Consider the following 22424-nt stretch of genomic DNA (forward strand, 5'->3'; position numbering starts at 1 on the left):
GAGAGTGCCGTCAGTGTCGTTTGCCCGTTGTCTGGTGCTCCTGTGTTCGTTGATGCCGCTGGCCGGCCATGCCGCGGAGGGGGGCGTGAGCATCACCGACCTGCGCTTGTTGCCCATGCTCATCGGCGTCGTGGCGGTGTTTTTTGTGACGTTGCGCGCGCTCATCCTCCTGCAACGGGAAATGGCGAAGCGAATCGAAACCGAGCAGCGGCTCGGCACCCAGCTCAGCTTCCAGCAAACCATGATGGAAGTCGTGCCGTATCCGCTCGTCGTGAAGGACATGGAGAACCGTTACATCGCGGTGAATCGCGCCTTCGAGCAGGCGCTGGGCGTGCGGCGCGGAGACATTCTCGGGCTCACCAGCCTCGAAGTAGCGGCCTGGGGGCATGAGCAAAGCCAGGTACTGCACGAACTCACTCGCACCACGCTCGCCACGGGCCAGCGTCAGGAGCTCGAGGCGGAGTTTTGCGACAACCTGAATAATCCGCGCTGCGGCCTGTTCTGGACGGGGGCGTTCGCGGCTTCGAACGGCGAATGGGCTGGCGTGATCGGCACCATGATCGACATCACGGACATCCGCAACGCCGAAACGCGCGCGCGCCAGACCGAGCGCCGTCTGCATGACGTCACGCGTTCGCTGCCGGCCGTCGTGTTTCAGCTGCGCCGCGCGAGCCGGGGCAAATACAGTCTTCCCTACATCGACGGCGACACCCGGCAGCTGCTCGGTCTGGACGTTGCCGTGTTGGCCGACGAGCCCATCCACGCACTGACCCACGTGCATGCGGAAGACAGTGCGCGTCTGCTCGAGGAGATCGAGATGTCGGCGCGTACGCTCGAGCCGCTGCATACCGAATTCCGGTCCACCGTGCAGGGCGTCACGCGCTGGATTCGCGCCGACCTCGTCGCGCACCGCGAAGAAGACGGCGCGGTGGTGTGGAGCGGCTATTGGGCCGACGCCAGCGTGGAGCATGCGCGCGCGGAGGAGCTTGCGCGGGCGCGTGATATTGCCGAGGCCGCCTCGCGTGCCAAGGACGACTTCCTGGCCATGATGAGCCACGAAATCCGCACGCCGATGAACGGCGTGCTGGGGCTCGTCGAGGTGCTGGAAAATACGCCGCTGAATTCGGACCAGTCGCAGATGCTCGGCATGATCCAGGACTCGGCGAGCGCGCTGCTGCACATTCTCGACGACCTGCTCGACTACTCGAAGATCGAGGCGGGACGCCTGTCGATCGAATCCACCCCCATTGATTTGCGTGAGCTGGTGGACAGCGCGGTCGGCCTGCTCGCGACCCGCGCGCATGAGAAAGGCCTGCGGGTGCGCGTGGACGTCGCGCCGGAGGTGGCCGCCACCTTGCGCGGCGACAGCGTGCGTCTGCGGCAGATTCTCTTCAACCTGATGAGCAACGCTATCAAGTTCACGATCAAGGGCGATGTCTCGCTGCATGTGTACACGGTCGAGCAGAGCGAGACGGAGCAGGTGATCGAGTTGTGCGTGAAGGACACGGGCATCGGCATCGCAGCCGAGGCCCAGGAAAGCCTGTTCGAGCCCTTCGTGCAGGCCGAAACCTCCACCACGCGGCGCTTCGGCGGAACCGGGCTCGGGCTCACCATCTGTAACCGGTTGGTCGAACTGATGGGCGGCACCATGACGCTCAAGAGCGCGGTCGGTGTCGGCACCGCCATGACGGTGCGCCTCACCATGCCGCTCGACACCTTGCAGTATCAAGTGGGAGGGCTGCGCGGCAAGCGTGGGATCGTCGCCATCGACGACGACCGGCTGGCACAGGCGCTCCTCAACTATGGCCAGGCGCTCGGCCTGCAGCTGCAACGCCGCGCACCGGCGGAGCTCGTGTCGCCCGGCTTCGGGGCATGCAGGAACACGGACATCGTCCTCCTCAGCGACGTGCACAGAACGGCCATGCCCCTGCCCTTGGGCGCCTGCGTGATCCACCTCACCGAGAAGCCCAAGCCCACCGGCTACCGCATTCTCGACGACGACATTCGCGTGAGCGTGAACCCCATCTCCTGGCACGGACTCGGCGCAGCATGCGTGGCGGCCTTCACGGGCATGCCGCAAGTCGCCGTGCGTGCCCAGGCGCACGCTGCCCACGCGGTGTTCGGCGGCGTGTCGAAGATGGCGGCGCCAGACCGCGCGGACGCGCTGCGCAGCGGCAAGCTCGTTCTCGTGGCCGAAGATCATCCGGTCAACCAGGAATTGATCCGGCATCAGCTGGCGCTGCTGGGCTTCGCCTGCGACGTCGTGCATGACGGGGTGGAGGCCTTTGCGGCGCTCGCGGACACGCGCTACGGCTTCCTCATTACGGATTGCCACATGCCGAACATGACGGGTTACGAACTGGCGCGCCGGGTGCGGTCGGCGGAGCGCGAGTCGGTGCACCGCCTGCCGATCCTCGGCATCACGGCCAGCACCGCGCCCGACGAGTTGCGACGCTGTCGCGAAGCGGGCATGGACGACTGCCTCGTCAAACCTACGCGGCTGGCAACGCTGCGTGAGCATCTGAATCGCTGGCGCGGTTCGGGAACCGTGATCACCGAGACGCAGATGCTCGCGCCACCGAGCCGCGGCGCGTCGCTGGAAGACAAGGATGAACTGGATCTTGCCGCCATGGCTCAGGTATGGGGCAGCGAAGTCACTGTGCGGGCGCTTCTCGATGCTTTCGCTTCCTCATTCCGCGAAGACCTGCTCGCGCTGCGCAAGCTGCTGTTTCACGGCACGGTGGACGAACTGCGCGACTGGCATCATCGGGTCGTCGGCGCTGCCAGTGTGTTGCAGTATCGGCCGTTGCTGGATGCGCTCGAAGTGTTCCGTCGCGACCTGCCCGCCCAGTCGGCCGAAATCCGGCAACGGGAAGGCCTTGCGCTGATCGAACGATGCGAGCAACTCGTCGAGCGCATTCATACGCAAGGCGCAGCGCTGATCTGATGGTTCCTGTCTGCAACAGGCACCGATGCCTCAGGTGCCTTATCACGTGCCACGTCAGATGCCAACCGAGGTAGCGGATGGCAACACCCTGTTGCGCTCTTCACCCGATGGTTCATGGCTTCGAAAATAGTCCAGCGCGAAATCGACAAAAGAACGTGTCTTGGCCGAAACGTGACGACGCCCTGGATAAACAATCGACACTTCCGTGTCGGCGTCCCTGATTGCGTAGTCCGGCAACAGGCGCAGCAGCGAACCGTCCCGCAGGTCCTGCATGACCTGGCTCTCCGGCAATACGGCGATGCCCATGCCGAACAGCGCCGCTTGTCGCAGCATGTGCATGCTGTTCACCGTGTAGGTTGGATCGAGCGCGATACTCTCCACGGCGCCGGAGGGACCGGAAAACGACCAGGTCGAAGCATGAATGTCCGCGGACGGCGCAAGGAACGCGTGCCGGCTCAGCGCGGCCGGCCGGTCCGGAACGCCGCTCCGGCTCAGATAAGCGGGCGAGGCCACCAGCGTCGCCCCGATCCTGAACAACGGCCGGTTGATCAGCATGCCGCTGTTGACCTGATGCGCGGTGACGATGCCGACGTCGAAGCCCTCGGCGACGAGATCCACCGGACGATGCAGCAGCGTGAGCCGAAGCTTCACGCCTGGAAAGCGCGCGTGGAAATGCCCGAGCATCGGCGTGAGACCGAGCAGGGCGAACGAGGCCGATGCCACGAGCTTGAGCGTGCCTGACGGATCGACGGAACTGCTCGTCACCGAAGCCTCGACACCCTCCACTTGCTCGATGACCGCGCGGCATCCTTCTGCATAGAGACGGCCAGCCTCGGTCAGGGACACGCTGCGCGTGGTCCGGTTCAACAGGCGCGTATTCAGATGCGTTTCCAGCAATGAAACATAACGGGTGACCACGGCATTGGAGAGATCCAGCGCAGCGGCGGCGCGTCCGAACGATTCGGTTTCCGCGACCTTCGAGAAAACGCGCATGGCGTGGAGAAGATTCATGACAGGAAGAACAAGCGGTCGAACGCGGAGGGAACGCAGATCAAAGGCGAAACAAAGGCGAAACAAACGCGCTGATTGATGCGGCGCCGCGCGTACCGGCGTGATAGGCGTGCGCGATGTTAAGAGCGTGATTCAGCAACAGGCAATCGGATCAATCCGAAGCTATGGCGGTGTCTCCATACGACCACTACGCGACCACTGCGCGATCGCTGTCGCATGCGCGCAACTTCAAACCTTCTGACTGCGGTGGCGCTTCAGACAACGCCTAGGTTAAGTGCGCGCAATCCAAGGGTTTTCCCATATCGAAAATAAGTTATTCGAATTATTCAAAAAGCCTTTTGCGATTCCTTTGCCGGCTTCTCAAAAAAAGCGGGCCCTAAACTTCGCCGTGCCGAATTTCGGATAGAGGCTAAGCGAGCAAGGTGCTGGTCCGCTCGACAAGCGTTCAGCCGAAGCAACCCATCGGGTCCGCAGGACTCACTCAAAGGAACACGCATGAAAAAGAATCTCATCGGAGCGGCCGTGGCGGCCATCGCTGCATCTTTTGCGACGGCGGCGAGCGCGCAAAGCAGTGTCACGTTGTACGGTGTGCTCGACGTGGGCATGACATTCGTGAACAACGTTGCCACCGGCTCGCCTGCCGGCCAGCCGCAGAAGGGGAGCTTCCGCGGCCTCACCAGCGGCAACCTGCAAGAAAGCCGTTGGGGCCTGCGCGGTTCTGAAGATCTGGGCGGCGGCATGAAGGCCATCTTCACGGTGGAAAGCGGCTTCAGCGTCAACAACGGCCAATCGAACGACAGCGGTGCAACGTTCGGCCGCCAGACATGGGTCGGGATGCAGTCGGGCTTCGGCACCGTCACGTTCGGCAAGCAGTTCGACTCCGTCGTCGACTACCTCGGTCCGCTGAGTGCGGCAGGCACGTGGGGCGGCACATACTTCGGTCACGTCGCCGGCAACGACAACCTGAACAGCGACTTCAGCATCGCCAATTCCATCAAGTACCAGAGCCTGAACTACGCCGGCCTGACGTTCGGCGGCCTCTATGGCTTCTCGAACAACGCCAACGGCTTCGCCGACAACCGGGCGTACAGCTTCGGCGCCGGCTACACGAATGGTCCGCTGAAGTTCGGCGCGGCCTACATGCAGGCCAACGGCGTGAACTCCACGACCAATGGCTCAGTGACGGGCGAACAGTTCACCAACACGTTCGGCTTCGGTCCCGCCACGGGTCAGCGTCAGCGCACGTTCGGCGCGGGCGCTGCGTACTCGATCGAGGCCATGACGTTCGGCGGCCTGTGGACGCAAAGCCGTCTCGACAACACGGCGCTGGAAAGCGGTTCACTGGTCATCAACAACTACGAAGTGAATGGCCGCTATCTGCTGACGCCGGCGCTCGCGCTCGGCGCGGCCTATACGTTCTCGACGGCCAAGGCCAGCGGCTACGGCAAGAGCACCGACACGGTCAAGTACCATCAGTTCGGCATCCAGCTGGACTACGCGCTGTCGAAGCGCACGGACTTCCACGTCGAAGGCGTGGCGCAGATCGGCTCGGGCGGCGCGGAAGGCTTCTACCCAACCGCGTCGATCGCCAACTACAACAACGCGTTCGGCGCGTCGTCGAGCAGCCGTCAGGTACTTGTGAACACGGGCATCCGCCATCGTTTCTGATAACCGCATGAAGTAAAGCGGCACGCCGCGAGTGCGGCGCCCGCAAGGCATCATCGGAGGGCACCTTGGGGTGCCCTTTGCCTTTGCCTTTGCATTGCACCGCGTGGCCACCTGCGCCGTCGAGCGGAATTGCACTACCATGACATGCACCGGGCGCAGGAACGCAGGTCATCGATGCGCCTCTCGGGTCGTCACCAGGAGCGCAAACATGATTTCGACATGCCGATCGCCTGCCCGCTGGACCGCTGCATGGGCGCTGATGCTCGTTGCATCGGGCGCGGCCCATGCGGATGCTGTCGCGCTGAAAGCCAACCTGCAACCATCGAGCGAAGTTCCGCCGCGCGTGAGCAAGGGCCATGGCACGCTCGACGCGACCTTCGACACCGACACGCACGTCCTCGCCTGGACCGCGACCTATGCGGAGCTGTCAGGCCCTGTGACGATGGCGCATTTTCATGGTCCGGCGCCCGTCGGCCAGAACGCCAAGGTGCAGGTGCCGGTCGACAAGAAATCGCTTGCCAGTCCCATGAAGGGCCAGGCGACGCTCAACGAGCAACAGGTCGCGGACCTGATGTCCGGCCAGTGGTACTTCAACATTCACACACAAGAGAACCCGACCGGCGAGATACGCGGTCAGGTCATGCCGTCGAACTGAGCGCGGGCCGATGAGCTGGCAGCGCGCGCTGGCCTGCTGGGCGTTGCGCACGCGTATCCGTCCGCATACCGCGCGGCCTGAATTCGACGTCGAACAGGCCCGGTCCTATGCGTCGCGTCGCGTGTGGACGCCCCGTGTGCCGAAGGGCTGGCGGCTCATGGTTCACGCGTCCGGTGACGAATGGCTCACCAACGAGACGCGCCCGCGGCGGACCATCCTCTATCTTCACGGCGGCGGCTATTACTTCTGCTCGCCGCGCAGTCATCGTGCGATTACCTTCAGGCTGGCGGCGCAGGCGCGCGCCAGCGTGCTGTCGCTCGATTACCGGCTGGCGCCCGAACATCGCTTTCCCGCCGCCGTGGATGACGGCGTCGCGGCGTATCGGCGCTTGCTCGACGAAGGCACGCCGGCGCATTCGATTGCCCTCGCCGGCGATTCGGCGGGCGGCGGCCTGGCGCTCGCGACCTTGCTCGCGTTGCGTGACGCCGGCACGCCGCTGCCGGCAGCGGCGGTGCTCTTTTCTCCGTGGACGGATCTGACCTGCGGCGGAGCGTCGATGCGGACGAACGAAGGCCGCGATCCGATGTATCACGCGGCGGTGTTTCCGCGCGTGGCCGCGCAGTATCTCGGCGGCGCCGATGCGCGCCATCCGTACGCGTCGCCGCTGTTCGGAGAATTTTCCGGCCTGCCGCCGCTGCTGCTTCAGGTCGGCGACACGGAGTTGTTGCTGGATGACTCGACGCGCGTCGCCGAGCGGGCGCGCGCCGCGGGTGTCGCGGTTCAACTGGATGTCTGGCGCAACGTGCCGCACATCTTCCAGATCTGGGCGCCGTTCATGCCCGAGGCGAGCGAGGCGCTGAAGCGCGCGGCGGCGTTCATCGAAGAGATGACGCCCTTACGTGCCGCTCATCGGCTGCCGATCACCTCGATGGTCTGATACGCGCGCTCGACGGCCGCGCCACCATAACGGCGTTCCAGCCTGCGCACGGTGAAGTGGCCGTGCGCCATCTGCTGGAAGTGATCGATGAACACGGTATTGACCATGGCGCCGAGCACCGCGCCGATCGCCGGGATCGACTTGGCGGCCACTTGCTCGCTGACCTGCACGGAAAACCGCGACGCGACCGTCTGCAGAAACTTGAGGAGCGCCGTGGAGCCGTGGCTGCCCAAACCCTTCGCCGCGATCTCGCTGGTCGCGCGCGACACCGACTGCGCCAGCGCGCTGCGCACGATGAAGTAGCCGAGATCGGCGTTGTCGTCGCTGGCTTTCGTGCCGCCCATGCCCAGCACCATCAAGCATTGCAGCTGCGTTTCGACCCGTTGCAGGTCTTCGCCCTCGCTGCGCGCGATATCGCAGATCGAGCGGAACATCAGCGTCGTCGTGACCGGCAGTTCCACGGGCAGCGCGAACAGGCCGAACGCGCCGCCCGCCGCGCCGGTCGTCGCGACGGCGAGCTTGTGCATCAGGTTGTGTGGCTTGTCGGGCGGCGGCGCGAGCAGCGAGCCGGAGGGCGCGCTCTTGCTGATTGTCCGCAGCGCCAGTTGCAGACACTTGCGGAGCGCAAGCTGGGTCGCTTCGTCGACTTTTTCCTGCGCGGCCCCCGGCAGGCGTCCGAGCAGCTTCTCGATCGGTGCGCCGACGACACTCGCCAGTTTCATGGTCAGCGACGGACTCTCCAGCAGCGCCTTGGCGCGAGAGAGGGCAGCGAAATCGTCGGCGGAGAGCGGAGAGGTGATGATCGGCGTCGGTTCCATTGCGATAGGTTCGGTACGTAGCATAAGCCGTAGAGTGCCACGCGAATGAGCGGAGCACAGCGTGCTATGATGCCCGTTCCGTTGACTAGTCAATCGTTGCGCTCTCAAAGATGGCCGTACATACCGCCGCGCATCACTCCAGCGGACAGGTTCTGCCCTTCCGCGAATCGCTCATGGCGATGCTGGGCGTCTCTTTCGTCACCATGCTGGTGGCGCTCGATCAAACCGTGGTGGGCACCGCGCTGCCGACCATCGTCGCCGAACTCAAGGGCTTCGACCTCTACGCCTGGGTTGCCACTTCCTACTTGCTGACCTCCGTCATCACGGTGCCGATCTTCGGACGGCTCGGCGACTATTACGGGCGCAAGCCGTTCGTGATTGCATCGATCGTGGTGTTCACCATCGCCTCGGTACTGTGCGGGCTCGCCAACAGCATGATGTTCCTGGTGCTCGCGCGCGGCTTGCAGGGAATCGGCGGCGGCATGCTGGTGGGCACGGCGTTCGCTTGCATCGCGGATCTGTTTCCGGACAACGTCGTGCGCCTGCGCTGGCAAGTGCTGATGAGCTCGGCGTTCGGTATCGCCAATGCGGTCGGGCCGTCGCTCGGCGGCTTCCTGACGCAGTATTACGGCTGGCGCTCGGTGTTCTACGTCAATCTGCCGGTGGGCGTGATCTCGCTGTTCTTCGTGTGGCGCTTCCTGCCGCATCTGCGGCACGTCGTCCACCAGGGCAAGATGCGGCTCGACTGGCCCGGTGCGCTGCTGATCGCGGCGTCGCTCGGCGCGCTGCAACTGTTCGTCGAGATGTTGCCCAAGCACGGCTTCGGCGTGGCAACGGCGGGCTTGCTCGTCGTCGCCATCGCGGCGGGCTTCGGCTTGTGGCGCTGGGAAAAGCGCTGCGACTACGCCATCCTGCCGATCGACATGTTCCGCAATCCGGCGCTCGCCGCGCTCTTCACGCTGGCGATTCTCGGCGGCTTCACGATGTTCTCGCTGCTGTTCTACGCGCCGCTGCTGTTCCAGGGCGGCTTCGGCATGTCGCCGAAGGATGCGGGGGTGATGATCACGCCGCTCGTGGTGTTCATCACGATCGGCAGCATCGTGAACGGACGCATCGTGACGCGGCTGAAGAACGCCAACCTGATGCTGTATTCCGGCTTTTCGCTGCTGGCGCTGTCGTGTCTGGGCGTCGTCGTGGCCACGCACAACATGCCGCGTTCGATGTTGCTGGTGGTCATGTTGCTCGGCGGCCTGGGCCTCGGCTTCGTGATGCCGAACCTCACCGTGTTCGCCCAGCAGACGGCCGGGCGCGCGCATCTCGGCATCGCGACCGCGCTGCTGCAATCGCTGCGCATGATCGGCGGGATGATCGGCACGGCGCTCACCGGTACGCTCGTGAGCCAGCTGTACGCGAGCGGCGTGAACCTCGCGCTCGACAAGGCGCACGCGCTGCGCTGGTCCGGCGATCTCTCGGATCCGCAGATCCTCATCAACCAGGACGGGCAACGGACGCTGCTCGCGCAACTGGCCGCCGCAGGCCACGACGGCGCGATGCTGCTCGAGTCCGCGCGCGAGTCGCTGGTGGCGGCGATTCACATCGGGCTGGCGCTGGCGGCGCTGATCGCGGTGGTGTCGGTCTGGCAGTCACGGCGTGTTCCTCCGGTGCGCCTGAAAGGGCCGCAGGAACCGGTCATCCTCGCCGAGTGAGCACGGGAGTCCCAGCATGAACGAACAAGACCGTATCGCCGTGATTCAACAGTTCGGACGCACCTATCGCGCGTTCATGTCGGCGTTCGAGACGGCCGTCGGCCAGCCGATGCCCCGCTGGCGCATCCTGCTCGCGCTGCACGAGCATGCGGGCGTGCTGTCGCAGAAGAAGCTCGTCGAGCATCTGAAGGTCGATCCCGGCGCGCTGACGCGGCAGTTGAAGACGCTCGAAGGCCTCGGCTGGATCATGCGCAGCGTGGATGCGCGCGACAATCGCGTGTCGAATGTCGCGCTGACGGCGCAAGGCCGCGCGATCGCGAAGGAAGGCCTGCCAAGGCGCAACGCGTTCCTGCACGACACGATGGCGTCGCTGCCCGACGAGGCCATCGAGGCGCTGTCGAGCGCACTGCACATGTTCGAGGGACGCATTCAGGACGTGGCGGCCGCCAGTGCTTCGCAGGCGGCCGCGCTCGAGGCGAAGGCCTAGAAGAACGTTTCGATCACTTCGGTGACACGATACTTCGGATCGACGACGAGAATCTGACGCCACTTGTCGAAGGTCAGGCAGGGATGCGAGATGTCGAACGCGATCATGTCGCCGACTTTCAGATCGTCGCCCGGACGGATGCGCAGATAGGCGTGCTGGTCCATCAGGCCGAAAATCTCCCAGCCTTCTTCGGCCGCGATGTCACGCGGCGCGTCGTTGCCCGGACGATAGTGCTTCGCCGGTTCCGGCATGCCCGCGTCGAAGGCGGAATCGCGCTTGCCGAGCCCGATGATCGCGCGGTCCGGCTCCGGAATCGACTGCACATACGCCCACAGCTGCAGCGCCGGCTTCAATCCTTGGCCCATTTTCTTCGCGATCGGATTGCGCGCGAAGATCTCGTTCTGGGCCTTCTTGTAAATGCCGACATCGTGCGTCAGATAGCAGCCCGGACGCAGCACGACTTCGATGGCATCGCTATGCGCCTTGGCGAATTCGTCGGCGACCACGTCGTACCAGGCGGATCCCGCGCCGGACAGGATCGCCGGCTGGCGCGCGATCTTGCCGTCGGCGATCAGCGCGCGCGTGACATCGACGGCGCTCTTCAGGAACTCGCGCACCCGCGCTTCGTCCTGCAGCACGCCTTCATACAACTCGATGCCCGCCAGTTCGATCGTACCCGGCCAGCGCCCGATGGCGGCGAGCACGGCGTCGCGCTGGGCGTCGTCGCGCACGCCGGTGCGCCCGCCCGGCACGCCGAGTTCGATCAGCACATTGAGTTTCTTGCGCACCGAGCTGAAGAATTCGCCGAGCTGGTCGACGCCGTCGGCTGAATCCACCAGACAGAAGAATTCGAAATTCGGATCGGTGAGCAACTCGGCGATCATGCCCATGTTGCGCTTGCCGACCAGCTGGTTCGCCATCAGCACGCGATACACGCCGCCGCGGTACGCCGCGCGCACCTGATGCGCGGTGGCCAGCGTGATGCCCCACGCGCCGGTTTCCAACTGACGGCGAAAGAGTTGCGGCGCCATGGTGGTCTTGCCGTGCGGCGCGAGCTTCACGCCGTATTCGCCGACAAAGTCCTGCATCCACTTCAGGTTGTGCTCGATGCGATCCGCGTAGAGCACGGCGGCGGGCAGGCTGACATCTTCCTCCAGCAGGTTCCATTGCAGACGCGCTGCGTCCTGCAACTGGATGCCCGTGCCCGGCACCATGCCGAGACCCTTGCCGAACGGGTCGATCGCCGGGCTTTGATAGTTTGTAACTTTCATGTGCTGCTGCTCCATCGTCCGTTTAAATGGAATCGGGCGCCGTCTCTCGCGCTCCGAGGTTGACGCTAGGATGGTAACCAAAGTAGCATCCGGGATGGAAATGTTATTTAGTAACATCATCGCGGGTCATCCGCGCACGTCATGAACGGACCGTCCCACTCCATCGGTATCGACATCGTCGCACGCATTGCGGAGCGCGCGCCCGAGTTGCGTGACGCGGAACGCAAGGTGGCGGCGCTGATTCTCGACGACATCGTGGCCGCGTCGCGCGCGAGCATTGGCGCGCTGGCGGACAAGGCGGCGGTGAGCGTCGCGACGGTCACGCGTTTTGCGAAGGCGGTGGGCTGCGAGGACGTGCGCGAGTTGAAGCTGCGGCTCGCGCAGGCGGCGGGCGTCGGCCAGCGCTTCCTGACGCGCGATGCCGACGCCGTACCGGCTTCGCTGGCGGCGCGCATTTTCGAGGAAGTGCAGAGCACGCTCGCGCAAAACCAGGGCGCGCTCGCGGCGGCGCCAGTGGCCGAGGCCGCAGACGCGCTCGCCGCCGCCGCGATGATCTACGTGTTCGGCATGGGCGGCGGCTCGACCGCGCTTGCCGACGAAATGCGCTTTCGCCTCGTGCGGCTTGGCCGGCCGGTGGCGTCGTACCAGGACGGCCTGCTGCAACGGATGGTGGCCTCGACCCTGTCGAAGGAACACGTCGTGGTCGCGCTCTCGGTGACGGGGCAGACGCCAGAGATGGTCGAGAGCTGCCGGCTCGCGAAGCAGTACGGCGCGCGCGTGATCGCGCTGACCGCGCCGGCGTCGCCGCTCGGCGTGCTGGCCGACTGGCTGATCCCGGTCATCGCGATGGAGAGCGACTTCATCTACAAGCCGTCGTCGTCGCGCTACGCGATGATGATGGCGCTCGACTTGCTCGTCACCGAACTGGCCGTCAAGCAGGCCGACACCAGCCGCGAACTGCTGCGCCGCATGAAGCATGCGCTCGACGCGCATCGCGGTGGGGGCGAGCGTCAACCTTTGGGAGACTGATCATGGAACAGGCCGATACGCTGATCATTGGCGCCCGCGTGATCGACGGCACGGGTGCGCCCGCCGTGGCGCGCGATGTCGCGGTGCGCGACGGTCGCATCGTCGCGATCACGGCGCCCGGCGGCTTGTCCGGCTGGCGCGCCGACGACACTTTCGATGCCGAAGGCAAGGTGCTCGCGCCAGGCTTCATCGACGTTCATACGCACGACGACACCCACGTGATCCGCGCACCGCAGATGATGCCGAAGATCACCCAGGGCGTGACGACGGTGATTGTCGGCAATTGCGGGATCAGCGCGTCGCCGGTGACGTTGAAGGGCGCGCCGCCCGACCCGATGAACCTGCTCGGCGACGCCGCCGCGTTCCAGTATCCGACCTTTGCGGCCTACGTCGCGGCGGTGAACGAGGCGCGCCCGGCGGTGAACGTCGGCGCGCTGATCGGCCATACGGCGCTGCGCAGCAATCATATGGACCGGCTCGACCGCGCCGCTACTGGCGACGAAATCGCCGGCATGCGTGCACAACTGGAGGAAGCGCTGGCGCACGGCGCGCTCGGTCTGTCGAGCGGTCTGGCCTATGGCTCGGCGTTCAGCGCGCCGCCGGAGGAAGTGCAGGCGCTCGCCGAGCCGCTGGCGCACGCGGGCGCGCTCTACACGACCCACATGCGCACCGAGTTCGACGCAATCCTCGATGCAATGGACGAGGCTTATCGCGTCGGCCGGCATGCGCGCGTGCCGGTGGTGATTTCGCATCTGAAGTGCGCGGGGCCGTCGAACTGGGGGCGCAGTACGGAAGTGCTGAACTCGATCGACACCACGCGCGCGGGGCAGCCGGTCGCGTGCGACTGCTATCCGTACAACCGCAGTTCATCGACGCTCGATCTCAAGCAGGTCACGGGCGACATCGACATCACGATCACCTGGTCGACGCCGCATCCCGAGATGGCGGGCAAGCTGATCCGGGAAGTGGCCGACGCGTGGCAGGTGACGCAGCAGGAAGCCGCGAAGCGTTTGCAGCCGGCGGGCGCGGTGTATCACAACATGTCGGAAGACGACGTGCGTCGCATCCTGTCGCATCCCGCGACGATGGTCGGCTCGGACGGCTTGCCGAACGATCCGTTGCCGCATCCGCGTCTTTGGGGCGCGTTTCCGCGCGTGCTCGGGCACTATGCGCGCGACACGGCGCTGATGCCGCTCGAGGAAGCGGTGCGCAAGATGACGAGTCTGACAGCGCGGCGCTTCGGTTTGACGGAGCGCGGTGAGGTGAAGGTGGGTCATCACGCGGATCTGGTCGTGTTCGATGCCGAGCGCGTGCGCGATGCCGCGACTTTTGCGCAGCCGCAGCAGGCGGCGGACGGCATCGACGCGGTGTGGGTGAATGGGGTGCTGACGTATCGCGAGCGGGCCGTGACCGGCGCGCGCGCGGGACATTTCGTTGCGCGCGGCGCGGCATCGAAGCTCGATGCGCACGGTGCGTTCTAAGACTGTTTTTGAATCAAGGAGTGAAGCGATGAAGCGTTATGGCGTGGAAGGCGGCAAGGGGCAAGGCGGCGCACATATGCCGTTCGCACGCGCGGTCGAGGCCGATGGCTGGCTGTTCGTGTCGGGCCAGACGCCGATGGAAAACGGCGAAGTGATCAACGGCGGTATCGTCGAGCAAACGCACAAGGCGATTCAGAACGTGCTCGCGATCCTGCAGGAAGCGGGGTACGGCACGGAGCACGTGGTGCGTTGCGGCGTGTGGCTGGACGATCCGCGTGACTTCGCGTCGTTCAACAAGGTGTTCAAGGAATATTTTGGCGCGAATCCGCCGGCGCGCGCGTGTGTCGTGTCGTCAATGGTGATCGACTGCAAGGTCGAGGTGGATTGCGTGGCTTACAAGAAGGCGTAAAACAAGAAGGCGTAAGACGGGTCCAGCCCTGCTTCACGCGAAGCAGGGCTTGCCGTGCGAATTACTGCCGCGCAAGCCGCGCATTATCCGGCATCGGCAGATTGAAGTTGGTGCGAAACGGGTTGATATCCAGCCCCCCGCGTCGTGTATAACGCGCATACACCGCGAGCCGTTCCGGTTTGCACTCCCGCATGATGTCCATGAAGATGCGTTCGACGCATTGCTCATGAAACCCCGTGTGCTCACGATACGACACGATGTAGCGCAACAGTCCCGCGTGATCGATCTGCGAGCCGTAGTAGCGGATCTGCACGCTGCCCCAGTCCGGCTGGCCCGTCACTGGACAATTCGACTTCAACAGATTCGAAAACAGCGTTTCGTCGACGGACGTCTCACCCTGCGCCGCGCTCAGCAAAGACGGGTCGGGCGAGTACACGTTGCAATCGAGATCGAGCCGGTCGAGCGACAGGCCGTCGAATTCTTCCATCACGAGCTTGCCGAAATCCGCGGGCGCGCTGAGCTGCACGGACACGGTCGTGCCGCAGATCGCGGACACATCGCGCTTGATGGCGGCGCGGACGTCGTCGATGGAATCGAACGGCGTCTGCGCGAACGATCCCAGATACAGCTTGAACGACTTCGACTCCACGATGTTCGGCGAATCCGCCGGCACGAAGAACGTCGCGACCGCGATCTGCGGCTTGCCGTTCCGGTTCAGCCACGAGAGCTCGTAGGCGTTCCAGATGTCGGTGCCGAAAAACGGCAGTCTTGCAGGCACGCCGATCGCATCGCGCGCACGCTTGCGGTCGATCGCGAACAGCAGCGACGCATCGTACTGTTCGGTGTAGTGGACGGGCTTGCCGAGCGGAGATTGATCGGGTGTCATGTGGCGTTCGCTATGCCGCTGAGAACGTGCCCCGTCGCCGTGACAACGCAGGCCGATTCGCAATGGCGAATTTGATCGTCGAAGAAAAAGTCGGGCTCGAATTCACGCAGGAAGTCGCCCTTGTCGAGGCCGCCCAAGAACATCGCTTCGTCGATCTCGATGTTCCAGGCCATCAGCGTCCGGATCGCGCGCTCGTGTGCAGGCGCGGAGCGGGCGGTGACCAGCGCGGTGCGGATGTGCATCGGCGGGCTGCCGTTCGCGGGCGTCGTCCCTTCGCGCTCGCCTTGTGCGGCAATGCGCTGGAGCTTGTGAAGGGCGGCGAGCAGCGGTTTGAGCGGTCCGCCCGGCAAGGGCGAATCCTTCTTGTCGAGTTCGTGGCCAATGAACGCCGGCAGGCCGCTCTCCTGAAAGACGCGCTCGGCTTCGTCGGAAAAGATCACGGCGTCGCCGTCGAAGGCGATGCGAATCTCATGGGCGTAATGGCTCGCCGCGACGACCGTTTCGGGCAGAACGCTGGCGGCGGGAAAGCCGGCGTCGAGCGCCGCCCGCACATCTTCCGGATTCGCCGACAGAAACAGCGAAGCGCGCAGCGGCCGCAGATAGCGGAACGGCGAGCGCCCGCGCGTGAATACGCCGCGCTCGATCGCCAGGCCATGCTCCTTGCACGAGCGAAACGCGCGCAGGCCGCTGATGGGATCGCTGCGCGACAGGATCACCACCTCGACACGTTGTTCCTGTGTGTTGAGCGCGAGCAGCTTGCGAATCAGGCTGAATGCCACGCCGGGTTTCGCGGGCGTATCGAGCCGCGAGCGCTGCAACGCCTCGTAACGCGCAAGGTCGCCGGTCTCGAACACGCGGTTCTCTTCCTCGAAATCGAACAGCGCGCGCGACGAAATCGCGACGACAAGCTTGTCTTCGAGCGTGAAGGCCATCTCGGTCAGCCGAGGAACAGCCGGTACACCGGATTCGCGCCTTCGTCCCACCACGGATAGCCGAGCGTCGCAAGGAAACGCTCGAACTCAGCGTTGTCCGTCTGCGGCACCTGAATGCCGACCAGAATCGAGCTATAGTCCGCGCCCTGGTTACGGTAATGGAACAGGCTGATGTTCCAGTCCGGCGCCATCGACGACAGGAATTTCATCAGCGCGCCGGGCCGCTCCGGGAATTCGAAGCGCAACAGGCGTTCGTCGCGCGCGAGCGGCGAGCGGCCGCCCACCATGTAGCGGATGTGCTGCTTCGAGAGTTCATCGTGCGACAGATCCACGGTCGCGAAACCATGTTCGACGAAGGCCGTCATCATCTGCGCCGTTTCCTTGCGCGACTTGATCTGCACGCCGACGAAGATATGCGCGGCCTGTGCGTCCGCGATGCGATAGTTGAACTCGGTCACGCTGCGCGTGCCGACCAGTTCGCAGAAGCGCCTGAAACTGCCGCGCTCCTCGGGAATCGTCACGGCGAACACCGCTTCGCGCGCTTCGCCCACTTCCGCGCGTTCCGCGACGAAACGCATGCGGTCGAAGTTCATGTTCGCGCCCGAGGTCACCGCGATCAGCGTCTTGCCCTCGATGCCTTCGCGTTCCGCATACAGCTTCGCGCCCGCCACCGCGAGCGAGCCTGCCGGTTCGAGCACCGAGCGGGTGTCCTGGAACACGTCCTTGATGGCGGCGCAGAGGGCGTCGGTGTCGACGGTGATGATGTCATCGAGCAGTTCCCGGCACAGGCGGAAGGTTTCCTCGCCGACCAGCTTCACCGCGGTGCCGTCCGAGAAAAGGCCGACTTCGTTCAACGTGATGCGCTCGCCCGCCTTGACCGATTTCGCCATCGCGCAGGAATCCTCGGTCTGCACGCCAATCACCTTGATCTCCGGACGCACCGCCTTGACATAGGCCGCCACGCCCGCCGCCAGCCCGCCGCCGCCGATCGGGCAGAAGATCGCGTGGATCGGCCCCTGATGCTGGCGCAGGATTTCCATCGCGACGGTGCCTTGCCCGGCGATTACGTCGGGATCGTCGAACGGATGCACGAAGGTCAGGCCGCGTTCTTCCTGAAGCTGCACGGCGCGCGTGTAGGCGTCGCTGTACGATTCGCCCGCCAGCACGACTTCGACCGTCGGGCCGCCATGCGTCCGGATCGCGTCGATCTTCACTTGCGGCGTGGTGGTCGGCACAGCGATCACGGCGCGGCAGCCGAGCCGCGCCGCCGAAAGCGCCACGCCCTGCGCATGATTGCCCGCCGAGGCCGTAATCACGCCGCGCGCGAGTTCGTCGGCCGAAAGGTTCGCCATCTTGTTATAGGCGCCGCGAATCTTGAAGGAGAACACCGGCTGGTTGTCCTCGCGCTTCAGGAACACGGAGTTGCGCAGGCGCGCCGACAGATTGTGCGCCGGTTCGAGCTCGCTTTCCCGCGCGACGTCGTACACGCGCGCGGTCAGCACTTTCTTCAGGTAGTCGGGATGTGTCATGCGGGGAATCGTCACGCGGCACGCATGCGCGCGGGTTTTGAGGGCGAAAGCATCCATGATAGCGCCTGTCGCGACGCTCGCCGCCCCGCCTATGCTTCGACCGTCCGGACGGTCGTGCAAAAAAGCGTCGAAAATGCCATGAACGCGTCGCGAATGTACTAGCAAAAAGCCCTTCCGCCTGCTAGCGCCCGGCAACGCGCGTCATGATCCTGGGTTAGAATTTCCCTTTACGTATCAGCAATCAGGATCGGCAGATGCACCGGCAGCTTCGGATCGATTTTCTGGCGCATGTCCCCCGCGCGTCGCACGCGGCGGCCGAGCGGCATGCGCGTCACGCGCGATCGTGGCGTTGATTCCGGGCACACCGAAGGCGTCGTGATGACGTCCGCCTCGCAGCGTTTCGCGAGAGAGCGGCCCGGCAGCCTTCGCCAAGATAAGTCTCACTCGAAAATTTGCGCCCCCACGCGCATCGTCGGCGTTTCCGCTTTGCAAAGCGCGCCCGCCGGCACACCGAACCGTCGAACATGAACGCACCTCAAGCCTTCGATCCGAACGGCGCCCATGCCGCCTTGGCGCTCGATATCGAACCCCGTCTGCGCGAAATTCCCTATAACTACACGTCGTTCTCCGATCGTGAAATCGTCATGCGGCTCCTGGGCGACGAAGCCTGGGCCGTCCTCGACGAACTCCGCAACGAGCGCCGCACCGGCCGCTCGGCGCGCATGCTCTACGAAGTGCTCGGCGACATCTGGGTCGTGCGCCGCAATCCGTATCTCCAGGACGACCTGCTCGACAACCCGAAGCGCCGCGGTATGCTGGTCGACGCGCTGAATCACCGTCTCGCTGAAATCGAGAAGCGCCGCAGCGCGGACCTCTCCGCTCACCACGACGAAGCTGGCAGCCAGGAACGCGCCGGGCGCGTGCAGTTGCTGGTGGCCGCGGCGCGGCGCGCCGTCGACGAGTTCGCCGCCGAGTTCGCCCGCATGGCCGACCTGCGCCGCCGCGCGTCGCGCGTGCTGGGCCGGCAGACGCAGAAGGACAACATCAAGTTCGACGGCCTGTCGCGCGTCGCGCACGTCACCGACGCCACCGACTGGCGCGTCGAATACCCGTTCGTCGTGCTCACGCCGGACACCGAAGCCGAGATCGCCGGGCTCATCAAGGCGTGCTTCGAACTCGGGCTTACCGTCATTCCGCGTGGCGGCGGCACCGGCTACACCGGCGGCGCGATTCCGCTGACGCCGTTCTCGGCCGTCATCAACACGGAAAAGCTCGAACAACTCGGACCGGTCGAAATGACCAGCCTGCCGGGCGTCGAGCACAAGGTCGCGACCATCTTCTCGGGCGCGGGCGTCGTCACGCGGCGCGTGACCGAAGCGGCGGAACAGGCCGGCTTCGTGTTCGCAGTCGATCCCACTTCGCTGGACGCGTCCTGCGTCGGCGGCAATGTGGCGATGAACGCGGGCGGCAAGAAGGCCGTGCTGTGGGGCACGGCGCTGGACAATCTCGCGTGGTGGCGCATGGTCGATCCGGAAGGCAACTGGCTCGAAGTCACGCGCCTGGATCACAACTGCGGCAAGATCCACGATATCGAAGTGGCGCGTTTCCGGCTCGACTGGTTCGACGGCAATCGCGCGCCGGGCGAGAAGCTGATCCGCACCGAGAATCTCGACATTGCCGGCCGCACGTTCCGCAAGGAAGGGCTCGGCAAGGACGTCACGGATAAATTCCTCGCCGGCCTGCCCGGCGTGCAGAAGGAAGGCTGCGACGGCCTCATCACGTCGGCGCGCTGGATCCTGCACAAGATGCCCGCGCACACGCGCACCGTCTGCCTCGAATTCTTCGGCCAGGCGCGCGATGCGATTCCGAGCATCGTCGAGATCAAGGACTATCTGTTCGAGACGTCGAAGCAGGGCGGCGCGATTCTCGCCGGCCTCGAGCATCTGGACGAACGCTATCTGCGCGCGGTCGGCTATGCCACCAAGAGCAAGCGCAACGCGTTCCCGAAGATGGTGCTGATCGGCGATATCGTCGGCGACAACGCCGATGCCGTTGCCGCCGCCACGTCCGAAGTCGTGCGCATGGCGAACGGCAAGAGCGGTGAAGGCTTCGTCGCGGTCAACGCCGAGGCGCGCAAGCGTTTCTGGCTGGACCGCTCGCGCACGGCCGCCATCGCCAAGCATACGAACGCGTTCAAGATCAACGAAGACGTCGTGATTCCGCTCAATCGCATGGGCGAGTACACGGACGGCATCGAGCGCATCAACATCGAGCTGTCGATCAAGAACAAGCTGCAACTCGTCAATGCGCTCGAAGCGTTCTTCCGCACCGGCAAGCTGCCGCTCGGCAAGACCGACGACGCCAATGAGATCCCCAGCGCCGAGCTGCTCGAAGACCGCGTGCAGCAGGCGCTGGATCTGCTCAAGCGTGTGCGCGAGCGCTGGAGCTTCGTCGGCGAGCACCTCGACATGCCGCTGCGCGAGGCCCAGCACCACTTGCTTCAGGTCGGCTACGAGGCGCTCGCGGAAAAATTCGCGGACCGCGTCGATGTGCAGCCGGATGCCAACGTGTTCCATGTCGCGCAGGACCGCACGGTGCGCATCTCGTGGAAGCAGGAGATCCGCGCCGAGTTGCGCCAGATCTTCAACGGCGGCGAATTCAAGCCGATCCTCGACGAAGCGCAGGCCATCCACAAGCAAGTGCTGCGCGGCCGCGTGTTCGTCGCGCTGCACATGCATGCCGGCGACGGCAACGTGCACACCAACATTCCGGTCAACTCCGACAACTACGCGATGCTGCAGGACGCGCATCACGCGGTGGCGCGCATCATGAAGCTGGCGCGTTCGCTCGACGGCGTGATCTCGGGCGAGCACGGCATCGGCATTACGAAGCTGGAGTTTCTGACGGAAGAGGAAATTGGCGATTTCCGCGCCTACAAGCAGCGCGTCGATCCGCACGGCCGCTTCAACAAGGGCAAGCTGTTCGACGGCGCCGACTTGCGCAACGCCTATACGCCGTCGTTCGGGCTGATGGGCTACGAGTCGCTCATCATGCAGCAATCGGATATCGGCGCGATTTCCGAGTCCATCAAGGACTGCCTGCGCTGCGGCAAGTGCAAGCCGGTCTGCGCGACCCACGTGCCGCGCGCGAACCTGCTCTACAGCCCGCGCAACAAGATTCTCGCCACGTCGCTGCTGGTCGAGGCGTTCCTGTATGAAGAGCAGACGCGCCGCGGCGTGTCCATCAAGCACTGGGACGAGTTCAACGATGTCGCCGATCACTGCACCGTCTGCCACAAGTGCGTGACGCCGTGCCCGGTGAAGATCGACTTCGGCGACGTGACCATGAACATGCGCAACCTCCTGCGCAAGATGGGCAAGAAGAAGTTCAACGCGGGCAATGCGGCGGGCATGTTCTTCCTGAACGCGACCAATCCGCAGACCATCAATCTCGCGCGCACCGCGATGATGGGCATCGGCTACAAGGCGCAGCGCCTCGGCAACGACGTGCTGAAGAAGTTCGTCAGGAAGCAGACGGCGAAGCCGCCCGCAACCGTCGGCAAGCCGCCGGTCGTCACGCAGGTGATCCACTTCGTCAACAAGAAGATGCCGGGCAACCTGCCGAAGAAGACGGCGCGTGCGTTGCTGGATATCGAGGACAACAAGATCGTCCCGATCATCCGCAATCCGCAGACAACGACTGTCGATTCGGAAGCGGTGTTCTACTTCCCGGGCTGCGGTTCGGAGCGGCTGTTCTCGCAGGTCGGGCTTGCCACTCAGGCGATGCTGTGGGAAGCGGGCGTGCAGACCGTGCTGCCGCCGGGCTATCTGTGCTGCGGCTATCCGCAGCGCGGCTCCGGCCAGTTCGACAAGGCCGAGAAGATCGTCACTGACAATCGCGTACTGTTCCACCGCGTCGCGAATACGCTGAACTATCTCGACATCAAGACCGTGGTGGTGTCGTGCGGCACCTGCTACGACCAGCTCGCAGGCTATGAATTCGAGAAGATCTTCCCGGGCTGCCGCATCATCGACATTCACGAGTTCCTGCTCGAGAAGAACATCAAGCTCGATGGCGTCAGCGGCACGCGCTACATGTATCACGACCCGTGTCACTCGCCGATCAAGACCATGGATCCGGTCAAGCTGGTCAATCAGCTGATGGGTTCGGAGAAGGACGGCTACAAGATCGAGAAGAACGACCGCTGCTGCGGCGAGTCGGGCACGCTCGCGGTGACGCGGCCGGACGTCTCCACGCAGGTGCGCTTCCGCAAGGAAGAGGAAATCCGCAAGGGCGCGGCCAAGCTGCGCGGCATTTCGCTCGTCGCGGAAGCGGGCGCGAACGCGATCAACATCGCGAATGCGTCGGCGGGTGCGGCTGGCGCGCAGCCCGGTTCTGTGCTCAAGGCCGGCGACGGCCCGCAGCCGGTCAACGGCGCCGCGCCGCAGGACGTCAAGATCCTGACGAGCTGCCCGTCGTGCCTGCAAGGCTTGTCGCGCTACAACGAGGACGCCAACATCGAGGCGGACTATATCGTCGTGGAAATCGCGCGCAAGGTGCTCGGCGAGAACTGGATGGAACAGTACGTCGAACGCGCGAACAATGGCGGTATCGAGCGCGTGCTGGTGTAATAGCGACATCGAGGACGATTCGCTAGA

The 22424-nt window shown here is 64.7% G+C and carries 16 protein-coding genes; 10 read left to right on the forward strand and 6 right to left on the reverse strand.

Annotated features, from left to right (window positions below):
- The first annotated feature begins 85 nt into the window (after positions 1-85).
- Positions 86-2947, forward strand: coding sequence for an ATP-binding protein (locus tag QCE63_RS02885; RefSeq protein WP_309830341.1), 2862 nt, complete (start codon positions 86-88; stop codon positions 2945-2947).
- Between the two features lie 54 nt (positions 2948-3001).
- Here the strand turns inward: QCE63_RS02885 and QCE63_RS02890 are convergent, their stop codons facing one another.
- The gene (locus QCE63_RS02890; protein WP_309830343.1) at positions 3002-3958 is read right to left on the reverse strand and encodes a LysR family transcriptional regulator; all 957 of its coding nucleotides are present in this window, start codon (positions 3956-3958) and stop codon (positions 3002-3004) included.
- Positions 3959-4453: 495 nt separating this feature from the next.
- On the opposite strand from QCE63_RS02890, the gene QCE63_RS02895 reads away from it, so the two are divergent.
- The 3 genes from QCE63_RS02895 to QCE63_RS02905 all read left to right on the forward strand — a co-directional run bounded on the left by QCE63_RS02895 (position 4454) and on the right by QCE63_RS02905 (position 7218).
- Entirely contained in the window at positions 4454-5626 is a 1173-nt protein-coding gene (locus QCE63_RS02895; protein WP_309830345.1) for a porin, read from the forward strand.
- 208 nt (positions 5627-5834) lie between these two features.
- Complete coding sequence (locus QCE63_RS02900; RefSeq protein ID WP_309830347.1) at positions 5835-6281, forward strand: CHRD domain-containing protein; 447 nt, start codon at positions 5835-5837, stop codon at positions 6279-6281.
- A gap of 10 nt (positions 6282-6291) precedes the next feature.
- The gene (locus QCE63_RS02905) at positions 6292-7218 is read left to right on the forward strand and encodes an alpha/beta hydrolase (RefSeq protein ID WP_309830349.1); all 927 of its coding nucleotides are present in this window, start codon (positions 6292-6294) and stop codon (positions 7216-7218) included.
- Here the strand turns inward: QCE63_RS02905 and QCE63_RS02910 are convergent.
- Complete coding sequence (locus QCE63_RS02910) at positions 7188-8036, reverse strand: EcsC family protein (protein WP_309830351.1); 849 nt, start codon at positions 8034-8036, stop codon at positions 7188-7190. The genes QCE63_RS02905 and QCE63_RS02910 overlap by 31 nt on opposite strands.
- Positions 8037-8146: 110 nt before the next feature.
- On the opposite strand from QCE63_RS02910, the gene QCE63_RS02915 reads away from it, so the two are divergent.
- Entirely contained in the window at positions 8147-9742 is a 1596-nt protein-coding gene (locus QCE63_RS02915) for an MFS transporter (protein WP_309830353.1), read from the forward strand.
- Positions 9743-9758: 16 nt separating this feature from the next.
- Positions 9759-10229 carry a MarR family transcriptional regulator gene (locus QCE63_RS02920; RefSeq protein WP_309830355.1) on the forward strand — a complete coding sequence of 157 codons (471 nt, stop codon included), beginning with the start codon at positions 9759-9761 and terminating at the stop codon, positions 10227-10229.
- Here the strand turns inward: QCE63_RS02920 and QCE63_RS02925 are convergent.
- Entirely contained in the window at positions 10226-11500 is a 1275-nt protein-coding gene (locus tag QCE63_RS02925) for an amino acid deaminase (RefSeq protein WP_309830358.1), read from the reverse strand. The genes QCE63_RS02920 and QCE63_RS02925 overlap by 4 nt on opposite strands.
- Positions 11501-11641: 141 nt before the next feature.
- On the opposite strand from QCE63_RS02925, the gene QCE63_RS02930 reads away from it, so the two are divergent.
- The 3 genes from QCE63_RS02930 to QCE63_RS02940 are packed head-to-tail and all read left to right on the forward strand — an operon-like array spanning position 11642 to position 14419.
- Positions 11642-12529 (forward strand): MurR/RpiR family transcriptional regulator, encoded by an 888-nt coding sequence (locus QCE63_RS02930; protein WP_309830361.1) that lies wholly within the window; start codon positions 11642-11644, stop codon positions 12527-12529.
- 2 nt (positions 12530-12531) lie between these two features.
- The gene (locus tag QCE63_RS02935; RefSeq protein WP_309830364.1) at positions 12532-14010 is read left to right on the forward strand and encodes a D-aminoacylase; all 1479 of its coding nucleotides are present in this window, start codon (positions 12532-12534) and stop codon (positions 14008-14010) included.
- Positions 14011-14038: 28 nt separating this feature from the next.
- On the forward strand, positions 14039-14419 hold the full coding sequence (locus QCE63_RS02940) for a RidA family protein (RefSeq protein WP_309830366.1): 381 nt from the start codon (positions 14039-14041) through the stop codon (positions 14417-14419).
- Positions 14420-14480: 61 nt separating this feature from the next.
- Here the strand turns inward: QCE63_RS02940 and queF are convergent, their stop codons facing one another.
- From queF to ilvA, 3 genes are read right to left on the reverse strand one after another with little or no spacing between them, the layout of a single operon-like run.
- Positions 14481-15305 (reverse strand): NADPH-dependent 7-cyano-7-deazaguanine reductase QueF, encoded by an 825-nt coding sequence (gene queF / locus QCE63_RS02945; RefSeq protein WP_309830368.1) that lies wholly within the window; start codon positions 15303-15305, stop codon positions 14481-14483.
- Positions 15302-16237 carry a 5'-nucleotidase gene (locus tag QCE63_RS02950; RefSeq protein ID WP_309830371.1) on the reverse strand — a complete coding sequence of 312 codons (936 nt, stop codon included), beginning with the start codon at positions 16235-16237 and terminating at the stop codon, positions 15302-15304. The genes queF and QCE63_RS02950 overlap by 4 nt, the downstream gene beginning before the upstream one ends.
- 5 nt (positions 16238-16242) lie before the next feature.
- The gene (ilvA, locus tag QCE63_RS02955) at positions 16243-17766 is read right to left on the reverse strand and encodes a threonine ammonia-lyase, biosynthetic (RefSeq protein WP_309833661.1); all 1524 of its coding nucleotides are present in this window, start codon (positions 17764-17766) and stop codon (positions 16243-16245) included.
- A 524-nt stretch (positions 17767-18290) separates the two neighbouring features.
- Between ilvA and QCE63_RS02960 the strand changes: the two genes are divergently transcribed.
- Complete coding sequence (locus QCE63_RS02960) at positions 18291-22397, forward strand: FAD/FMN-binding oxidoreductase (RefSeq protein ID WP_309830373.1); 4107 nt, start codon at positions 18291-18293, stop codon at positions 22395-22397.
- Positions 22398-22424: the final 27 nt, after the last annotated feature.

Origin of the sequence: Caballeronia sp. LZ065, from assembly GCF_031450975.1 — a bacterium.
Classification (GTDB): Bacteria; Pseudomonadota; Gammaproteobacteria; order Burkholderiales; family Burkholderiaceae; genus Caballeronia.